The organism is Thalassospira profundimaris, from assembly GCF_003326675.1.
Lineage (GTDB): Bacteria > Pseudomonadota > Alphaproteobacteria > Rhodospirillales > Thalassospiraceae > Thalassospira > Thalassospira aquimaris.
On the sequence record NZ_JPWF01000006.1, the window covers coordinates 168,649 to 185,474 of the forward strand.

General features: G+C 54.3%; 17 protein-coding genes. 5 read left to right on the plus strand and 12 right to left on the minus strand.

What is annotated here, in order from left to right:
* The first annotated feature begins 20 nt into the window (after positions 1 to 20).
* The 4 genes from TH19_RS10665 (at position 21) to TH19_RS10680 (ending at position 4,154) form a co-directional block, all read left to right on the plus strand.
* Entirely contained in the window at positions 21 to 464 is a 444-nt protein-coding gene (locus TH19_RS10665) for a VOC family protein (RefSeq protein ID WP_114102339.1), read from the plus strand.
* A 150-nt stretch (positions 465 to 614) separates the two neighbouring features.
* Positions 615 to 1,277, plus strand: a complete 663-nt coding sequence (locus TH19_RS10670; RefSeq protein WP_114102340.1) for a Crp/Fnr family transcriptional regulator — start codon at positions 615 to 617, stop codon at positions 1,275 to 1,277.
* A 186-nt stretch (positions 1,278 to 1,463) separates the two neighbouring features.
* Positions 1,464 to 2,327 carry an MBL fold metallo-hydrolase gene (locus TH19_RS10675; protein ID WP_258547911.1) on the plus strand — a complete coding sequence of 288 codons (864 nt, stop codon included), beginning with the start codon at positions 1,464 to 1,466 and terminating at the stop codon, positions 2,325 to 2,327.
* A gap of 42 nt (positions 2,328 to 2,369) precedes the next feature.
* Positions 2,370 to 4,154: a SulP family inorganic anion transporter gene (locus TH19_RS10680; protein ID WP_114102342.1), complete on the plus strand. Its 1,785-nt coding sequence runs from the start codon at positions 2,370 to 2,372 to the stop codon at positions 4,152 to 4,154.
* Between the two features lie 67 nt (positions 4,155 to 4,221).
* Here TH19_RS10680 and TH19_RS10685 read toward each other — a convergent pair whose 3' ends face one another.
* From TH19_RS10685 to TH19_RS22740, 12 genes are all read right to left on the minus strand, one after another.
* Entirely contained in the window at positions 4,222 to 5,397 is a 1,176-nt protein-coding gene (locus TH19_RS10685) for a benzoate/H(+) symporter BenE family transporter (RefSeq protein ID WP_114102343.1), read from the minus strand.
* Positions 5,398 to 5,539: 142 nt separating this feature from the next.
* Positions 5,540 to 6,703 carry a peptidoglycan -binding protein gene (locus TH19_RS10690; RefSeq protein WP_114102344.1) on the minus strand — a complete coding sequence of 388 codons (1,164 nt, stop codon included), beginning with the start codon at positions 6,701 to 6,703 and terminating at the stop codon, positions 5,540 to 5,542.
* Positions 6,704 to 6,707: 4 nt separating this feature from the next.
* On the minus strand, positions 6,708 to 7,892 hold the full coding sequence (locus TH19_RS10695; protein ID WP_114102345.1) for a flagellar motor protein MotA: 1,185 nt from the start codon (positions 7,890 to 7,892) through the stop codon (positions 6,708 to 6,710).
* A 12-nt stretch (positions 7,893 to 7,904) separates the two neighbouring features.
* Positions 7,905 to 9,134 carry an OmpA family protein gene (locus tag TH19_RS10700; protein ID WP_114102346.1) on the minus strand — a complete coding sequence of 410 codons (1,230 nt, stop codon included), beginning with the start codon at positions 9,132 to 9,134 and terminating at the stop codon, positions 7,905 to 7,907.
* Between the two features lie 266 nt (positions 9,135 to 9,400).
* Entirely contained in the window at positions 9,401 to 10,210 is an 810-nt protein-coding gene (locus tag TH19_RS10705) for an inositol monophosphatase family protein (RefSeq protein ID WP_220151726.1), read from the minus strand.
* A gap of 53 nt (positions 10,211 to 10,263) precedes the next feature.
* Complete coding sequence (gene efp, locus TH19_RS10710) at positions 10,264 to 10,830, minus strand: elongation factor P (protein WP_114102348.1); 567 nt, start codon at positions 10,828 to 10,830, stop codon at positions 10,264 to 10,266.
* Positions 10,831 to 11,028: 198 nt separating this feature from the next.
* A complete protein-coding gene (gene thiE / locus TH19_RS10715) occupies positions 11,029 to 11,670 on the minus strand; it encodes a thiamine phosphate synthase (RefSeq protein ID WP_114102349.1) in 642 nt (213 codons plus the stop codon).
* Positions 11,671 to 11,733: 63 nt separating this feature from the next.
* Complete coding sequence (locus TH19_RS10720; RefSeq protein WP_114102350.1) at positions 11,734 to 12,168, minus strand: hypothetical protein; 435 nt, start codon at positions 12,166 to 12,168, stop codon at positions 11,734 to 11,736.
* 14 nt (positions 12,169 to 12,182) lie between these two features.
* Positions 12,183 to 12,905, minus strand: a complete 723-nt coding sequence (locus TH19_RS10725; protein WP_114102351.1) for a polyamine aminopropyltransferase — start codon at positions 12,903 to 12,905, stop codon at positions 12,183 to 12,185.
* 126 nt (positions 12,906 to 13,031) lie between these two features.
* Complete coding sequence (gene gap / locus TH19_RS10730) at positions 13,032 to 14,039, minus strand: type I glyceraldehyde-3-phosphate dehydrogenase (protein ID WP_114102352.1); 1,008 nt, start codon at positions 14,037 to 14,039, stop codon at positions 13,032 to 13,034.
* Between the two features lie 113 nt (positions 14,040 to 14,152).
* Positions 14,153 to 16,135 (minus strand): transketolase, encoded by a 1,983-nt coding sequence (tkt, locus tag TH19_RS10735; protein ID WP_114102353.1) that lies wholly within the window; start codon positions 16,133 to 16,135, stop codon positions 14,153 to 14,155.
* Positions 16,136 to 16,353: 218 nt separating this feature from the next.
* Positions 16,354 to 16,602, minus strand: coding sequence for a hypothetical protein (locus TH19_RS22740; protein WP_181846395.1), 249 nt, complete (start codon positions 16,600 to 16,602; stop codon positions 16,354 to 16,356).
* Here TH19_RS22740 and TH19_RS10745 point away from each other — a divergent pair.
* Entirely contained in the window at positions 16,602 to 16,826 is a 225-nt protein-coding gene (locus tag TH19_RS10745; RefSeq protein ID WP_258547912.1) for a hypothetical protein, read from the plus strand. The two genes, TH19_RS22740 and TH19_RS10745, sit on opposite strands and share 1 nt — an antisense overlap.

A 16,826-nucleotide genomic window follows, 5' to 3' on the forward strand; every position in this document is an offset into this window, starting at 1 on the left:
CTGACATCAAGGAGCATAATATGGAACAGCGTGTTTCGCTGATTACACTGGGTGTGGCGGACCTTGATCGGTCGCGCCGGTTTTACGAGGACGGCCTTGGCTGGAAAATGACCGAAATGGTTGAAGGCCAAGTTGTTTTCTATCAATTGTCCAATGGTCTTGCCCTTGGGCTTTTCGGGCGTGAGGACCTGAAAAAGGACGGACAGTTTGATGATGATACCGGGGCGACCTTTGCCGGTCTGACTTTGGCCTATAACGCGCGCAGCGAGGATGAAGTCGATCAGGTAATGGCCGAGGCCCAAAAGGCCGGGGCGAAAATCCAGAAACCGGCTGAAAAGGTGTTCTGGGGTGGGTATTCCGGCTATTTTCGCGATCCTGACGGCCACGCCTGGGAGGTTGCTTTTAACCCGTTCTGGGAAATTGATCCCATGGGTAATCTGGTGATCCCAACGACCAAACCCTGAAAATACGGCCATTGTGAAAAGCCCCGCCCGTCTGTGCGGGACTTTTGCGTTTGTAAACCGACCTTTGTTCTTGCAATTGCGGATACAACAGCCCAAAACACATAATGTTTATGTGAATTTTTCCGTGCTTGAAAACAAACAGGAAATCAGATGTCGCATTCAGACTGGATCATGCAGTTTCCCGGCCTGTCCCGGTTGCCTGACGACATCCGAAAGTACCTGACGGGGCAAAGCAAGGTGATTGATATCCCGGCAGACACCATCATTTTTGGTCCGGGAAAGCCCCCCGAACAGTTGCTATTGCTTCTGAGCGGGACGGTGCGTGTTCAAAAAACATCCGAGGCCGGGCGCGAGATTGTTCTTTATCGGGTTCATGCCGGTGAAAGCTGTGTTCTGACCACAGCCTGTTTGATGGCCTATGAAGATTACTCGGCCGAGGGGATTGCAGAAACCGGCCTTCGTGCGGTGGCGATCCCGCGCGAGGTCTTTGATCGTATGGTCGCAGATTCCCCGGAATTTCGTCAATTCGTGTTCATGGCCTATTCCAAGCGCATGACAGACCTTTTTGCCGTGGTTGAAGAAATTGCCTTTCGCAGGCTGGATATACGACTGGCGCAAAAACTGATCGAACTGTCATCAGATCAGGACAGCATTCAAACAACCCATCAAAAACTTGCGGTCGAGTTGGGCACCGCGCGTGAAGTGGTGTCGCGGCAACTTTCGGAATTTCAGCGGCGCGGCTGGATCGAACAGGCACGTGGCATCATTCATATCCTTGACCGGGAACAGATCACGGGGCTTGCGACCCAATAGGCGAAATTGCCCCGGCAGGTGCAGTCATATCTATAAATTTAATTAATTATAATGTTTCGATAGAGTTGGTGACTTGGTCACAGACGGACAAACAGGCAAGCGCCTAGAATGGTCTTAACAGTGTTCAACGGCGCAGATTTCATGCACCAGTATGAAGGAGATAGCATGTCCTCGTACCCGATAAATATGTCTGTGAAACCAGATGTGCGCGCCTTTTTTGACGCGGCAACAAATACCATCAGCTATGTGGTCAAAGACCCGGAAAGCAACGCCTGTGCGGTGGTCGATTCCGTGATGGATATTGATTACGCCGCCGGGCGGATCAGCTTTGATCACGCCGATGCCATCATTGCCGATATCGGCGAACGTGGCCTTGATCTGCAATGGATCATTGAAACCCACGTTCATGCCGATCATCTTTCCGCAGCCCCCTATATCCAGCAAAAACTCGGCGGGAAACTTGGCATCGGGGCGAATATCCGGGTCGTTCAGGAAACCTTTGGCAAGATTTTCAACGAAGGAACCGGGTTCCAGCGTGACGGCAGCCAGTTCGATAAACTGTTCGAGGATGGTGATACCTATCAGGTTGGCAACATGACCTGTGTTGCGATATTCACCCCCGGTCATACTCCGGCCTGCATGGTGCATGTCATGGGGAATGCTGCCTTTGTCGGCGATACCCTGTTTATGCCCGATGGCGGATCGGCGCGTGCCGATTTCCCCGGGGGGGATGCCGGGGTGCTTTATGACAGCATTCAAAAGGTTCTGGCACTTCCTGACGAGATGCGTCTTTTCATGTGTCATGACTATGGTCCGAACGGGCGCGATATTCGTTGGGAAACCAGTGTTGGTGACGAGCGTTTGCACAATATCCATGTTGGTGCTGGTAAAACCCGCGACGAGTTCATTGCGTTTCGTACCGAACGCGACGCACAGCTTGATATGCCGCGTCTGATCCTGCCATCGCTTCAGGTCAATATGCGTGCCGGTCAATTGCCCAAGGATGAAAGTGGTCGCTTGATGCTTAAAGTACCGTTGAACGGACTTTGATCGAATGAACTGCTCTATGATGCACATCCGAAAGTCACGAATATGATCTTGCCGCGTATCAGGAAATATATCCCCGTCCTTGATTGGGGGCGCAGTTACGACCGGACGGCATTCGGCGATGACATGGTTGCGGCGATCATCGTGACCATCATGCTGATCCCGCAATCACTGGCCTATGCGCTTCTGGCTGGCTTGCCGCCGGAAGCCGGGCTTTATGCATCGATTGTACCGATCATCCTTTACGCGGTTTTCGGAACCAGTCGGGCACTGGCGGTTGGACCGGTGGCGGTGGTGTCCCTGATGACAGCGGCGGCCATTGGTAATGTCGCCGAGGCGGGAACAATAGGATATGCGGTTGCGGCACTGACACTTGCCGCCCTGTCCGGTGCGATATTGCTGGCAATGGGGATATTCAAGCTTGGTTTCCTTGCCAACTTTCTGTCGCACCCGGTGATTGCCGGTTTCATTACGGCATCGGGCATTCTGATTGCGGCCAGTCAGCTTAAACATATTCTGGGCGTTGATGCCGATGGGCATACGCTTTGGGAAATGGTGGCATCCCTTGTAGCGCATCTGTCATCGACCAATCTGGTCACGCTTGTGATCGGCGCATCGGCGACTGTGTTCCTGTTCTGGGTGCGCAAGGGGCTTAAACCGACCCTGCGAAAGTTGGGCGTCGGGGCACGTCTTGCCGATGTGATGACCAAGGCTGGTCCGGTTGCCGCCGTCATCGCGACAACAATTGCAGTGTGGTATTTCCATCTGGCAGATGTCGGGGTCAAAATTGTTGGTGATGTACCGCAAAGTTTGCCGCCGCTGACCTTGCCGGACTTTTCGCCAGGATTGATGTCGGAACTTCTGGTGCCAGCCATTCTGATTTCGGTGATCGGATTTGTAGAATCAATTTCGGTTGCCCAGACCCTGGCGGCCAAATGTCGGCAACGGATCAACCCGGATCAGGAACTTATTGGTCTTGGTGCGGCAAACCTTGGTGCGGCCTTTACTGGTGGCTATCCGGTGACAGGTGGCTTTGCCCGTTCAGTCGTTAATTTTGATGCCGGGGCGCAAACGCCTGCTGCTGGCGCCTTTACCGCCATTGGTCTTGCGATTGCAGCCATAGCACTAACGCCGCTTGTGTATTTTCTGCCAAAGGCGACACTGGCCGCGACCATTATTGTTGCCGTGCTGTCGCTGGTGGATTTCTCGATCCTGAAAACCAGTTGGCGCTATTCAAAGGCGGATTTCGTGGCGGTTCTGGCCACGATCATTCTGACCCTTGGTTTCGGGGTCGAAGTTGGGGTGACGTCCGGCGTTGTCCTGTCGATTGGCTTGTTCCTTTATAGAACGTCGCGCCCGCATATTGCCGAGGTTGGTCTGGTGCCAAGCACGCAGCATTTCCGCAATATCAAACGCCACAATGTCTTTACCGATCCGTCGGTGGTTACCATCCGGATTGATGAAAGCCTTTATTTTGCCAATGCCCGTTTTCTTGAGGACTACATTCTTGATCGTGTGGTGGGCGAGGAAAAGTTGCGTCATGTCATTCTGATGTGTTCGGCAATCAACGAGATTGATCTCAGTGCGCTTGAATCACTCGAAGCGATCAATCATCGCCTTGATGAAATGGGCATCGCCCTTCATCTTTCCGAGGTCAAAGGCCCGGTGATGGATCGCCTGAAATGTGCCCATTTCCTTGAGGAGCTTACTGGCAAGGTTTTCCTATCGCAATATGACGCAATGAGTGACTTGTTAAAGGAACCATCGGTGTCCGTCGCCCCCACAAGCGATGCGGACACGGCAACAAAACCGGCTTCCAAGGCGGTTTGATAGCTGTTCCAAAATGACAAAAGCCCGGCACATTATGCGCCGGGCTATTGGTTTGAATACTGTGATCCTAGCGATTTTTAAGATGGGTCAACAGATAGATCAGACCACCTGCAAGAAGCCCCCAAAACGCCCCGGATATCCCATAGAATGTCAGGCCGGCCGCCGTAACGATAAAGGTCACTGCGGCGGCTTCGCGGGCATCTTCTTCCTTGAAGGCCGCGACAGCCGATCCGGCAAATGCCCCGATCAGGGCAAGACCGGCAACTGCTTCGATCAGGATGCCCGGCGCCAAACTGACAAAGGCCATGACAAGACCGGCCAACAAGCCAAAGGCAACATAGAAAACACCGCCAAAGACTGCCGCCCAATAGCGTTTCTTGGGATCGGGATGCGCATCCTTGCCCGCGCAAAGGGCGGCGGTGATGGCTGCCAGGTTGACCGCATGGCCACCAAATGGTGCGGAAATCAGCGAAAAGATACCTGTAACCGTGAAAAGCGGGCCGGGCGGAGTATCGTAATCATTGGCGCGGAGTACGGCGGTGCCCGGAATGTTTTGCGATGCCATGGTGACGATGAACAGGGGCAGGGCAATACCGATCAATCCGCTTAGGGTAAATTCAGGCATTACAAACTCGACCGGCGGCGCGATCGAACTGCCAAGATCGGCAAGGGCGTTTTCCGGGAAATCGATGCCAAATACCATGACAAGGACAAAGGCCAAAAGTGCGGCAGGCACTGCAAGCAATCGGTTAAACCGGCCAACCACAAGCCATGCAATCGCAATCGGCAATCCAAGCAACGGGTCAAACGCAACCGCCTTGACCGGGGCAAGGCACAGGCCAAGCAACACACCTGCGAGCATTGCATTGGCAAGCGGGGCAGGGATACCGGCAACCGCACGCCCCAAAGGACGCCACACGCCACTGATAATGATCAGCACGGCACAGACGATAAAGGCCCCAACCGCGACGGAAAAACCGCCATCAATCGTGCCAGACGTTGCAAGCAAGGCCGCACCTGGTGTTGACCAGGCAATACTGATCGGAAGTCGGGTTTTAAGCGAAAGGACAATTGCGCAAAGACCCATCGAAATCGACAGGGCCATAAGCCCGGATGCCGCCTGATCCGGGGTGGCACCAACGGCGGTCAAACCTTGCAGAACAACGGCAAAGGAACTGGCCGACCCGACAAAGCCTGCCAACAGGCCCATGAATATGCTTTGGGGCGAAATATCGCGCAGCATGGTGGCTCCGATATAAAATCATTATTTGGGATAATGCTGAAAAGCAGTTTTCGACCCTAGCGGGAAGTTATTGAACTCTCCAGTAAAAACAAAGGCTCCGGGGACAACCCCGGAGCCTTTTAATCATTTTAATATCTGAAACTTAGCGTTCCGTGATCTTGAATTCGATACGCCGGTTGCGGCGATAGGCGATTTCATCGTCGCGGTTATCAAGGGGCTGATATTCACCAAACCCTGCGGCAACCAGTCGATTTGGCGGGACGCCCTGTTCGATCAGGAATTTGACCACCGAAATGGCACGCGCCGATGACAGTTCCCAGTTCGACGCGAATTTAAGGTTACGGATCGGAACCTTGTCAGTGTGGCCGTCAACACGCATGACCCAGTCGATATCATCGGGAATTTCCGATGCAATCGCAGTCAGGGTCTGACCAAGCTTTGCCAGCTGTTCCTGACCTTCAAGGCCAAGGTCGGCCGATCCTGATCCAAACAGAACTTCGGACTGGAAGACAAAGCGGTCACCCACAACCCGGATGTCCTGACGTTCGCCAAGAACTTCACGCAGGCGACCAAAGAATTCCGAACGATAACGCTGCAATTCGGCAACCTTGGTTGCCAGTGCTGCGTTCAGGCGGTTGCCAAGATTGACGATCTGGGCGTTCTTTTCTTCGTTTTCGCGCTCGGACGCTTCAAGGGCGGCCTCAATCCGGGCAAGCTGTTGGCGAAGTGCCAGCATCTGCTGATTAAGGGCGGCAACCTGTGCCTGTGCCTCGGTACTCAGATTTTTCTGCGTTTCAAGTTCAGCCGCACGCGATGCCAGAAGGGCGGAAAGCTCTTCGATGCGGGTATCCTGATCCGCGATCTTTTCATCACTGGTGTTGCGCAGTTCGGAAAGTTCCGTTTCCTTGCTTTCAAGCGAAGCAAGGGCAGCAAGAAGCTTTTTCTCGATCTCGTCTGCCGACAATTTCGCATCGGCAAGCTGTGTCGCAAGGGCAGCGGCGCGATTTTTAAGGTCGTCGCGCTGATTGCTGGTATTGGAAAGCTCGGTCGTGAGCTGGGTTAGTTCCAGTTCCATCCGCTGATTATTGCCACGTTCAAGCGACAGCAGATTGGTCAGCTCGTTAACCTGTGCGGTCAGGTCACTTAATGCCTCGTCACGCCCGGAAAGGGCAGCACCAAGATAGACCTGCGCAATGACAAAGATCATCAGAAGGAAGATGATCACCATCAAAAGCGTTGCCAGCGCGTCAACAAAGCCTGGCCAGGTATTTACATCGCGGTTACGACGGCGCGAAAGCCCGATCATGCGATCAGCCCTCCTCGGCGATAGCGGCTATGGTACGGGCCAGAAGCTTGATCTCGCTTCTGATTTCCTGTGTGGACTGCTGGCGGCCGATGGTCAGTTCTTCGGCAACACGGCCAAGCTGGTTATCTAGCGAACGGATATGGGCGCGGGTGTTATCATCAATGCCAAAGCTGCCCATTTTCATGGAATCTGCAAGCTGATCGAGCACCGGCTTCAGATGCATCTGGTTTTCCGCCAGCTTGACCATCAATTGCTGTTCGGCCTTCATCTGATCGGTCAGGGTCGACAATTTGTCGGCCAGATCAATCAGGGTATTGTGTGACTTGATCTGCGAGCTTTCCGAACGCTGGATCGAGTTTTGCAACCCTTCCATATTGTCGGCCATCTGTTCGATCAGGGCAGAAAGATAGGCCGGAACCGACTGTTCACCATCAGAAAGCGCACCGCCCGATCCCAGACGGGTAAAGCTTGAAAGCCATTCTTCAAGGTCGTTAAAGAAACGGTTCTGTGCCTGACCGGCCTGCATATCGAGAAGACCAAGGGCAAGCGAACCGGCAAGACCAAACAGGGATGACGAAAACGCCGTTCCCATGCCGCTGAGCGGTTCGGACAGACCTTCTTTGAGTTCCGAGAACCAAAGATCCATGTTCTGACCGCTGCCAACATTGACGTTACCAATGACGTTGGCGACCGAGTTAACGGTCTGAAGAAGACCCCAGAAGGTCCCAAGAAGGCCAAGAAACACCAGAAGCCCGACGACATAGCGCGACAATTCGCGGCTTTCATCAAGGCGGGATCGGATCGAATCAAGGATGGTCCGGGTCGAGGTCGTTGAAAGTTGCGGGCGGTCGCGGCGCTGTTCGGTCATCATGGCGGCCATCGGCGCCAGAAGTTTCGGCGGAACTTGCGATGTCAGGCCCGGACGCGAACGACGGAAATCCTCGATCCAGGTGACTTCCGGCGACAGGCTTGCAGCCATCCGGAAAGTATAGACAACACCGACGACAAAGACGCCAAGTATCAGCCCGTTCAGAACAGCATTGGCCATAAAGGCATCAGACAATGCAGGGTACAGCAGCGCGCCGACCCCAACGATAATGGCAACAAAGATTGCCATACGTGTCAGATAACTTCCGGGTTTGGTAATGGGCAGGACTGTGCCTGCGCCATTGGCCGAATGACTGCTCATGACGGATTAATCCTAGCGTTGAACGGTTTTGATATCGACGCGATCGGCCGGGCCGGACGGAACGTTCGAGCCAAGGGCACGAACATCAATACGTGTGGAACGCACACCCTGATCGATCAGATAGGAACGAACCTGAAGCGCACGTGACAGCGACAGGCGACGTGCCTTGGACGCATTTGCACCGTCACCCTGTGCATAGGCCTGAAGCTGGATGCGAAGGCTGTCATCCTTGCCCATCGCAGCAATAACCTGATTAAGCTCGCGCTTTGCGGTTTCGCTCAGCTCAAAGCTGTCGGCAGCAAAGCCAAGGCTGTATTCATCGCCACTGCCTGCGGGCATCGGGGTCGGGCTTGGCGTATTGGCCGGGGGAACAGCGGCCTGTTCGACAGGCGGTGCCGGTTCTGCCTTTGGCATCGGGGCCGATTGCGCCATTGCCGGTGCGGACTGCGTCGTATCGGGCGAAGGTGCAGGTGCTGGCGGAACTTCGTTATTCGATGCAATCGGTTCAACGGCCGACGCACTTGGTGCTGCCGGTGCAGCACTTTCTTCGGAAATAAGCGGCGGGGCCTTTGGCGGTTCAACTGCCTCGGCTGTTTCCGTTACCGGTGCCGCAACAGGGGCAGGCACTGGCGCGGGTGTCGGCGCCGGAGTAGGTGCTGCTACCATTGTCGGTGCTGCCGGGGCCGGTGTTGGCTTGGCAAGTGGGGGCGGTGCGTTGGTCGACGCACTTGTGCTTGCCACTTCGGTTTTGGTGACAACCGGTTTGCTGCGCGGTGCCGCGGTTGGTTCGGGCTGCTGCAACGCGATGACCTGGTTTGCACCATCATCCATGGATGCAGATGCGCTTACACCGGGGACACCATAAAATTCTGATCTGGTGGGAATGCCATTGGCACTGCCTGCACCGTCAATGACAACGGTTTCAAATCCGTCGCTATCGCCTTCCGAAGCATTGCTTGCGGCGAACTGATTGCTGGCCAGGAAGGCCGATTTCGGTTTGGTTTCCGGGTAAATCAGATCACCACCGGGCATCACGACATGTTCGCGCGAGACGCTGGGTGACAGATATTGCGGGACGGTCGGCTGATCGCCGTAACCGTCTGCGACATCCCAGTTTACCTGGACGCTATTGTCAACCGAGACGGGGGAGTATTGCTGTGCGGATGCGCTGGCGCCAAAGAACACGGTGGTTCCCAGTGCAGCCGACATCGCAAGCACCGAAATCTTGGAATACTCCTTCATCAAATCGCAGGCCCCTTAATACCCTGTGTTTGAAATCGTTTTAGAACGTTTTTCTTTTTCACACAGTTTTGTGTCGATCGTTAGGCACCCGCAAATTCTTGTCGAATGCCACCCCTGTTGTCTGGCCGTCGTTATTTGATGGCTCAGTATCAAGCACCATAGCTTAGAGACAGATAATGGACAACCGCTTTGACCGAGAAAGCAAAAGGGGCACTTCGGATATTTCCGAAGTGCCCCTTTCAAAAAACGGTAATAAAAGCGGGATGTTAGTCCGTGATCGCTTTCTTGAGCGTTTTTGCCAGAACCGGCTGGATATAGTCGTTGGCCGCAACGACGCTACCGGTGCCAAGCATGTTGGTGCCACCTTTTGCATCGCGAACATAGCCGCCAGCTTCGGTCACGATCAGAAGACCGGCTGCAATGTCCCACGCATTAAGGTCTGCTTCCCAGTAACCGTCGTAACGGCCGGCTGCAACATATGCCAGATCAAGTGATGCTGCGCCCATGCGACGAACACCTGCACAACGGTCCATGACCGAATGCAGCTGTTTTTCAAAGGCAGCATGATCACCATGACCAAGATGCGGAACGCCACAAGCCAGAACGCATTCGTTCAAACGACGGCGGCCGGAAACACGCAGGCGACGGTTGTCAAGAAACGCACCAAGGCCTTTTTCCGCCCAGAAGCACTCATCCTTGGCAACGTCATAGATCATGCCGGCGATGATTTCGTCACCCTTCTGAAGGGCAACCGAAATGGCAAAATGCGGAATGCCATGCAGGAAGTTGGTGGTGCCATCAAGCGGATCAATGATCCAGCGATGTTCCGGATCGGAACCCTTGACCTCACCACCTTCTTCAAGAAGGAAACCGTAACCCGGACGGGCACGTTCCAGCTCTTCACGCAGGCGTTTCTCGGCACGGTGATCAGCCGCAGATACGAAATCTGCCGGGCCTTTCATCGACACCTGAAGGTTTTCGACTTCACCGAAGTCGCGTTTCAGTCCATAGGCTGCTTTTTCAACAGCCTTGTACATAACGTTGATATTCGCAGAACGACGGGCGGCGCCTCGCACGGCATATCTCCCGGTGTTTGAATTAAAGAAAAACCGAAGGGCAGGGAACGCCCTTAGTCCTTGGCACGCTCGATATAGGTGCCTTCAACGGTGTTCACGACGATGCGCGTACCCGATTCAATATGCGGGGGCACCATGACACGAACGCCATTTTCAAGGACGGCCGGTTTGAAAGAAGAAGACTGGGTCTGACCTTTGACAACCGCGTCGGCTTCGACAATCTGGAAGACGACATGTTCCGGAAGGGTCACGCCAAGCGGCTCGCCTTCGAAGGATTCGATGGTCACAACCATGCCATCCTGAAGATAAACAACCGGTTCGCCAATAAGGTCGGAATTGATCGTGATCTGTTCGTAGGTTTCGCTGTCCATGAAGGTGATCATGTCACCATCGGCAAACAGGTAGGAGTATTCTTTCTGCTCGAGGCGAATCTTTTCAACCGTTTCCGAAGCGCGGAAACGTTCGTTCAGCTTGGTGCCGGTACGAATGTCTTTAAGTTCAACCTGGTTAAAAGCACCGCCTTTACCCGGCTTTACAGCCTGGCATTTTACTGCACGCCACAGGGCACCTTTATGTTCGATAAGGTTACCCGGACGGATTTCGTTGCCGTTGATTTTCATGGCACCAACCGTTCTTTCAGATCACAGATTCACAATGCAAAGAGGGGGCACTTGCCCCATTTAAGGGCCCGTAAGTACCAGTTTGGCGTGTTTGCTGCAAGAAGATTGATCAGGGTTATCGCGCATGACAGCCCGTCATTCGCGCATGGCTAACGCCAAACACCTGTCATTTCAAATCTTTCGGATTGCGATGCCCGGTTAAATTTCGGTTGCCGCAATCGCCGCCTTGATCGCCTTGGCACCGGCTTCGGGGCCGTCGGGATGGTTCCAGACGCCGCCGGTCACGGCGACAAAATCGGCACCGGCCAGAACAATCGGTGCCACATTTTCGGCGGTAATGCCACCAATGGCAACGCAGGGAACGGTGGTAAAGGTCGTCCAGATTTCAAGGATTTCCGGCGTGACGCTTGTTTTGGCTTCTTTGGTTTCGGTCGGATAAAACGCGCCAAATGCAACGTAATCCGCACCCTTGTCACCAAGGATCATCGCACGGTGGCGGCTGTCATAGCATGACACGCCGACAATATGTTCTTCGCCCATGATCGCGCGGGCTTCGTCATAGCTGGCATCTTCCTCGCCAACATGCACGCCGTCGCAGCCGGATTTTTTGGCAATGTCGGGACGGTCATTAAGGATCAGCGGAATGTCGCGGTCGTTACACATCGGAAGGATGGTATCAATCGCTTTGCGGATGTCATCATCGCTGACATCTTTCAGGCGAAGCTGCAGGCAATCTACCGCACCGGTATCAAGAACCGACTTCAGCTTGTCGCCAAAGGTTGCGAGTTCGATTTTCGGCGGGGTCAGAAGATAAAGACCGGCAAGTTCGTCAGTGTTCACGATGATAATTCCTGATGATTTCCTGCGTGTTATGTAACCCTTGCCAGTGCTTTTGGCAATTGCCTAGCCGATATGGGCTTTCAGGCGTTTGTCCAGCTCATGATCGGGAAGACGGTGATCTTCCATCTCATAGATATCCGCTGCATTTGGCGGGGATGTAAATATCTCGCAGTTCTTTTGTAGGCCCATATCGCACAAGTTTTCAATCTGGGCATCTGGCAGGGCATCAACAATCACCCCTTCAAGGCCAATTTCAATGGCCGCAAGGGCACCTGAAACCCGGCCTCGGCAATCAAGGACCGCCTGAAACGATGCTGTGTTAAATTCTTCACGCACGATCTGCACAAGATCGGCGAACCATTGCGCACCATGTGACAGCGCGGCATTTCGCGGCGAAAGCAGCTTAAAAGGGGCCTGTTCAAAGACCCGGCAAGCAGACCTTGCGCCTTTGATGCCGTGGATGCGGATGATCGGGACCTGAACCGGGTTTTGCGTCATGTCTTTGTATGTTCTCAGGAAGCGGTGCGCGCGACATAGACCGTGTTGATATCTTCGCGGTCAATCACCGGATGCTTGAAGGTGATGACATCGGCGCGAATGCCGTCAAAGGCCGCCGCCAGATTTTCCTCAAACCACGGTTCGGGAAGTTCTGTCGACCACAGAGCAAAGATGCCGCCGGGCACAAGGTGGCTGGCAAGTTTGCGGAGCCCGTCCTTGGTGTAAAGCGCCTTGTGATTTTCATGCAAAACGTTGCCCGGTGAATGATCAACATCCAGCAGGATGGCATCATGCTTTGTTGTTGGGGCATCGGGGTTCATTCCGGCCGTTTCCGACAATGCCGCGCCAAAGAAATCCCCATGGACAAGCGCACAGCGCGGATCGTTCGAAAGCTGTTCACCAAGCGGCAGTAATCCCTGCTGGTGCCATTCAATCACTTCGGGCAGGGTATCCAGAACCGTAAGTTTGCCGGTCTTGGGATTATCAAGCGCTGCTTTGGCGGTATAGCCGAGACCGAGACCACCAACGACAACATCAAGGCCGTCACGATCAAGTTCCGCCAAACCCAGATCGGCAAGCGCGATCTCGGCATCGGTAAACAGGCTCGACATCAGATATTCGTCATCAAGCTTGATTTCGAAAACATCGATATCAAGGCTTAGTTCGCGACGACGACGCAGGCTTAGAACGCCCATCGGGGTCGGCCGGTAATCGAGTTCCTTGAATAAAAGGCTCACAGCCGGGCTCCTGTCATTTGAATGGGCGGTCAGGGATGGTCAGACAGACTGACCGATCACTGCGCAAAAGAAAAGTGCCCGAAGCAGAATACTTCGGGCACTTCCCAAATTCTAACCAAGCGATGCTTAGAGGAACTTCGCCATAGCAACAGCGGTGTCGCTCATACGGTTGGAGAAGCCCCACTCGTTGTCGTACCAGGACAGGATACGAACGAAGTTGCCGTCCATAACCTGGGTCTGGGTCGCATCAAAGGTCGAGCTGTTCGGGTTGTGGTTGAAGTCAACCGAAACCAGCGGTGCTTCGCAAACGCCAAGAACGCCTTTAAGCGGGCCGTTTGCAGCTTCTTTGATGGCAGCGTTGACTTCTTCAACGCTGGTGTCGCGACCAGCAACGAAGGTCAGGTCAACCATGGAAACGTTCGGGGTCGGAACGCGGATGGCGGTACCATCGAGTTTGCCCTTAAGTTCCGGAAGAACAAGACCAACAGCCTTGGCCGCACCGGTCGAGGTCGGGATCATCGAAAGCGATGCCGAACGCGCACGGCGCAGGTCTTTGTGCAGGCTGTCCACGGTGTTCTGGTCGCCAGTGAAGGCGTGAACAGTGGTCATGAAGCCTTTGGTGATGCCAACGGTTTTGTTCAGAACGTCTGCAACCGGTGCAAGGCAGTTGGTGGTGCACGAAGCGTTCGAAACGATGACGTCATCAGCGGTCAGGGTATCAGAGTTAACACCGTAAACAACGGTCTTGATGTCGCCCTTTGCCGGGGCAGAGATCAGAACGCGTTTTGCGCCAGCGGTCAGGTGTTTGCCTGCGCCAGCTTCGTCAAGGAAGATACCGGTGCACTCGAATGCGATATCAACATTCAGGGCTGCCCACGGCAGGTTCGCCGGGTCACGCTCGGAGCAAACTTTGATGGCTTTGCCGTCAATGACCAGGTTATCGCCTTCGGCTTTGACGTCGTTGGCAAGAACGCCATGAACGGAATCATATTTCAGAAGATGTGCGTTGGTGGCGACATCACCCAGGTCGTTGATGGCAACGACTTCGACGTCGGTGCGACCGCTTTCAACGATAGAACGCAGAACAAGACGGCCGATACGACCGAAACCATTAATCGCTACGCGAATAGCCATTCATCCCTCCAAAATTATAATGATTGCTACCTGGGGAGTACCAATCACGGCTTAGGGTTCAACACCCGCAGAAAAAAGGCCGGATCGGCATGTTACCGATCCGGCCCTGTAAATTAAACCAGTTCCTTGGCCGCTTTGACCAGCGCGTCGGCGGTGATGCCGAAATGCTCGTAAAGGACCGGGGCCGGTGCCGAGGCACCAAAACCGTGCATGCCGATAACTTTGCCGTTATCGCCGACATATTTTTCCCAGCCAAAGACCGAAAGGGCTTCGATGGCAACGCGCGGTGCGCTGCCCAGAACGTCCTTGCGGTATTCCGGGGATTGAGCGTCGAACAGTTCCCAGCTCGGCAGCGAAACAACAACAGCATTGATGCCGTCTGCTTTCAGCTTGGCCTGTGCGGCAACTGCGATTTCAACTTCGGAACCGGTTGCAATCAGGGTAACCTGACGATCACCGTCGCAATCGGAAATCACGTAACCGCCACGTGCGACAAGGTTGTCTTCACGATAGTCGGTGCGCAGCGTCGGAAGGTTCTGACGGGTCAGGGCCAGAACGGTCGGGCCGCTTTCATTGGTGATGGCCATTGCCCATGCTTCTGCCGTCTCGACTGCGTCCGCCGGGCGGATCACGGTGACGTTCGGCATTGCGCGCAACGACGCAACATGTTCGACCGGCTGATGGGTCGGGCCGTCTTCGCCAAGACCGATGGAATCATGGGTCATGACATAAACAACGCGCTGGTTCATCAAAGCCGACAGACGGATCGACGGGCGGCAATAATCGGTAAAGACCAGGAAGGTCCCGCCATACGGAAGAACGCCACCATGCAGTGCCAGACCGTTCATGGCTGCTGCCATGCCGTGTTCACGGATACCGTAATAGATATACGCGCCTTCATAACCGCCTTCGGCGGTAATCGGGGACTGAACGCTGGTTTTGGTGTTGTTCGAACCGGTCAGGTCGGCAGAACCACCGATCATTTCCGGGATCGCTTTGGTCAGAACTTCAAGAACGTTTTCCGAAGCCTTACGGGTCGCGACTTTCGGCTGATCAGCGGTGATCTGCTTTTTGTAGTCGTTGAACGCTTCGATCCAGTTTTCCGGAAGTTTGCCTTCGACGCGGCGCTCGAACTCGTCTTTCAGACCAGCTTCAAGACCTTCGAAACGGCCACCCCAAGCATTGAAATCGTCGGCACCACGTGCACCGGCTGCAAGCCATGCGTCACGGATGTCTGCCGGGATATCGAACGGCTCGTGGCTCCAGCCGAGTTTCTCGCGCATACCGGCAAGCTCGGATGCACCAAGCGGCGAACCATGCGTTGCCGAGGTGCCACCCTTGGTCGGTGCGCCAAAACCGATCTCGGTTTTGCAAGCAATCATCGACGGGGTGTTGGTGGTTTTTGCCTTGGCAATAGCTGCTTCGATGGCGACCGGATCATGGCCGTCAATTTCCTGAACGTCCCAGCCAGCTGCTTCAAAGCGCTTGGTGTGATCTTCGGAAGTCGAAAGCGAGGTCGGACCATCAATCGAAATGCCGTTATCGTCAAACAGAACGATCAGCTTCGACAGTTTCAGGTGACCGGCAAGCGAAATGGCTTCCTGCGAGATACCTTCCATAAGGCAACCGTCGCCAGCAATCACATAGGTGAAGTGATCAACCACGTCATTGCCATAGCGCGCATTCATGATGCGTTCGCCAAGTGCGAAACCGACCGAGGTCGCAATACCCTGACCCAGCGGGCCGGTGGTGGTTTCGATACCTTCGCCGTGACCGAATTCCGGGTGACCGGCGGTGCGGAAGCCCATCTGACGGAAATTCTTGATCTGATCAAGATCGAAATCTTCGTAACCGGTCAGGTGCAGAAGCGAATAAAGAAGCATCGAGCCGTGACCTGCGGACAGGATGAAACGGTCGCGGTCCGGCCAGTTCGGGTGCTTCGGATCGAATTTCAAGAATTTGGTGTAAAGAACAGTCGCAACGTCTGCCATGCCCATCGGCATACCCGGGTGTCCGGAGTTGGCTTTCTCAACAGCGTCTGCCGAAAGGAAGCGAATGGCATTGGCCATGCGGTTGTGTTCTACTTGCGTCGTCATGTGATGCGGTTCCTGGGGGTTTCGCGGTCGGGCGATGAAAACACTTTAAATACGGTTATTCCATCATTAACGGAATTTGCGCGGAAGATGCCCTTATGGGGGGCATACGTCAACCGCTTCTGTGGAAAATCTGCGCCCGTTACCCGGATTCCAGCTAACAGGTGTGACGATTGTGCATGGCTGGCTGCGGGTCTGTTGACCGGTTTATCATCGCTGCTCTATGTTTTCATGGGTTTACCAACATGTCTGTGGATCACGGCTTTTCCGCCCGGGCGGGCAAAAATGTTGTTGATCCGGATCGTGAATGTTAAATCAGCCTTTATCATGACATCTTCGCCGGGCTTGATATCGCCAATGGTGATTCGTCGCAGATCAATTCGTTCTGTGGTCTTGGTTAAAACAGCTAACAATCGGGTAGTAATCCATGTCGCGGTTGCAACAAGCAAGTGATCGACTGAATGCAGCATTGGAACGTCTTGAAATGGTTGCGGAGTCGACTATTGCAGACAAAAGCCAGCAGGCAGATTCAGATAATCAGGAAGTTGAAGAACTACGTGCACAGCTTGCCGCGATGCGTGCCGATTACGACCGTCTGACCGAGGCAACCGAAACGGTTTCTGCCCGTCTTGACGGTGCTGTTGATCAGCTCAAATTTGTTCTGTCCGAAGACCCCGTAAAGAAACAGGCGTAA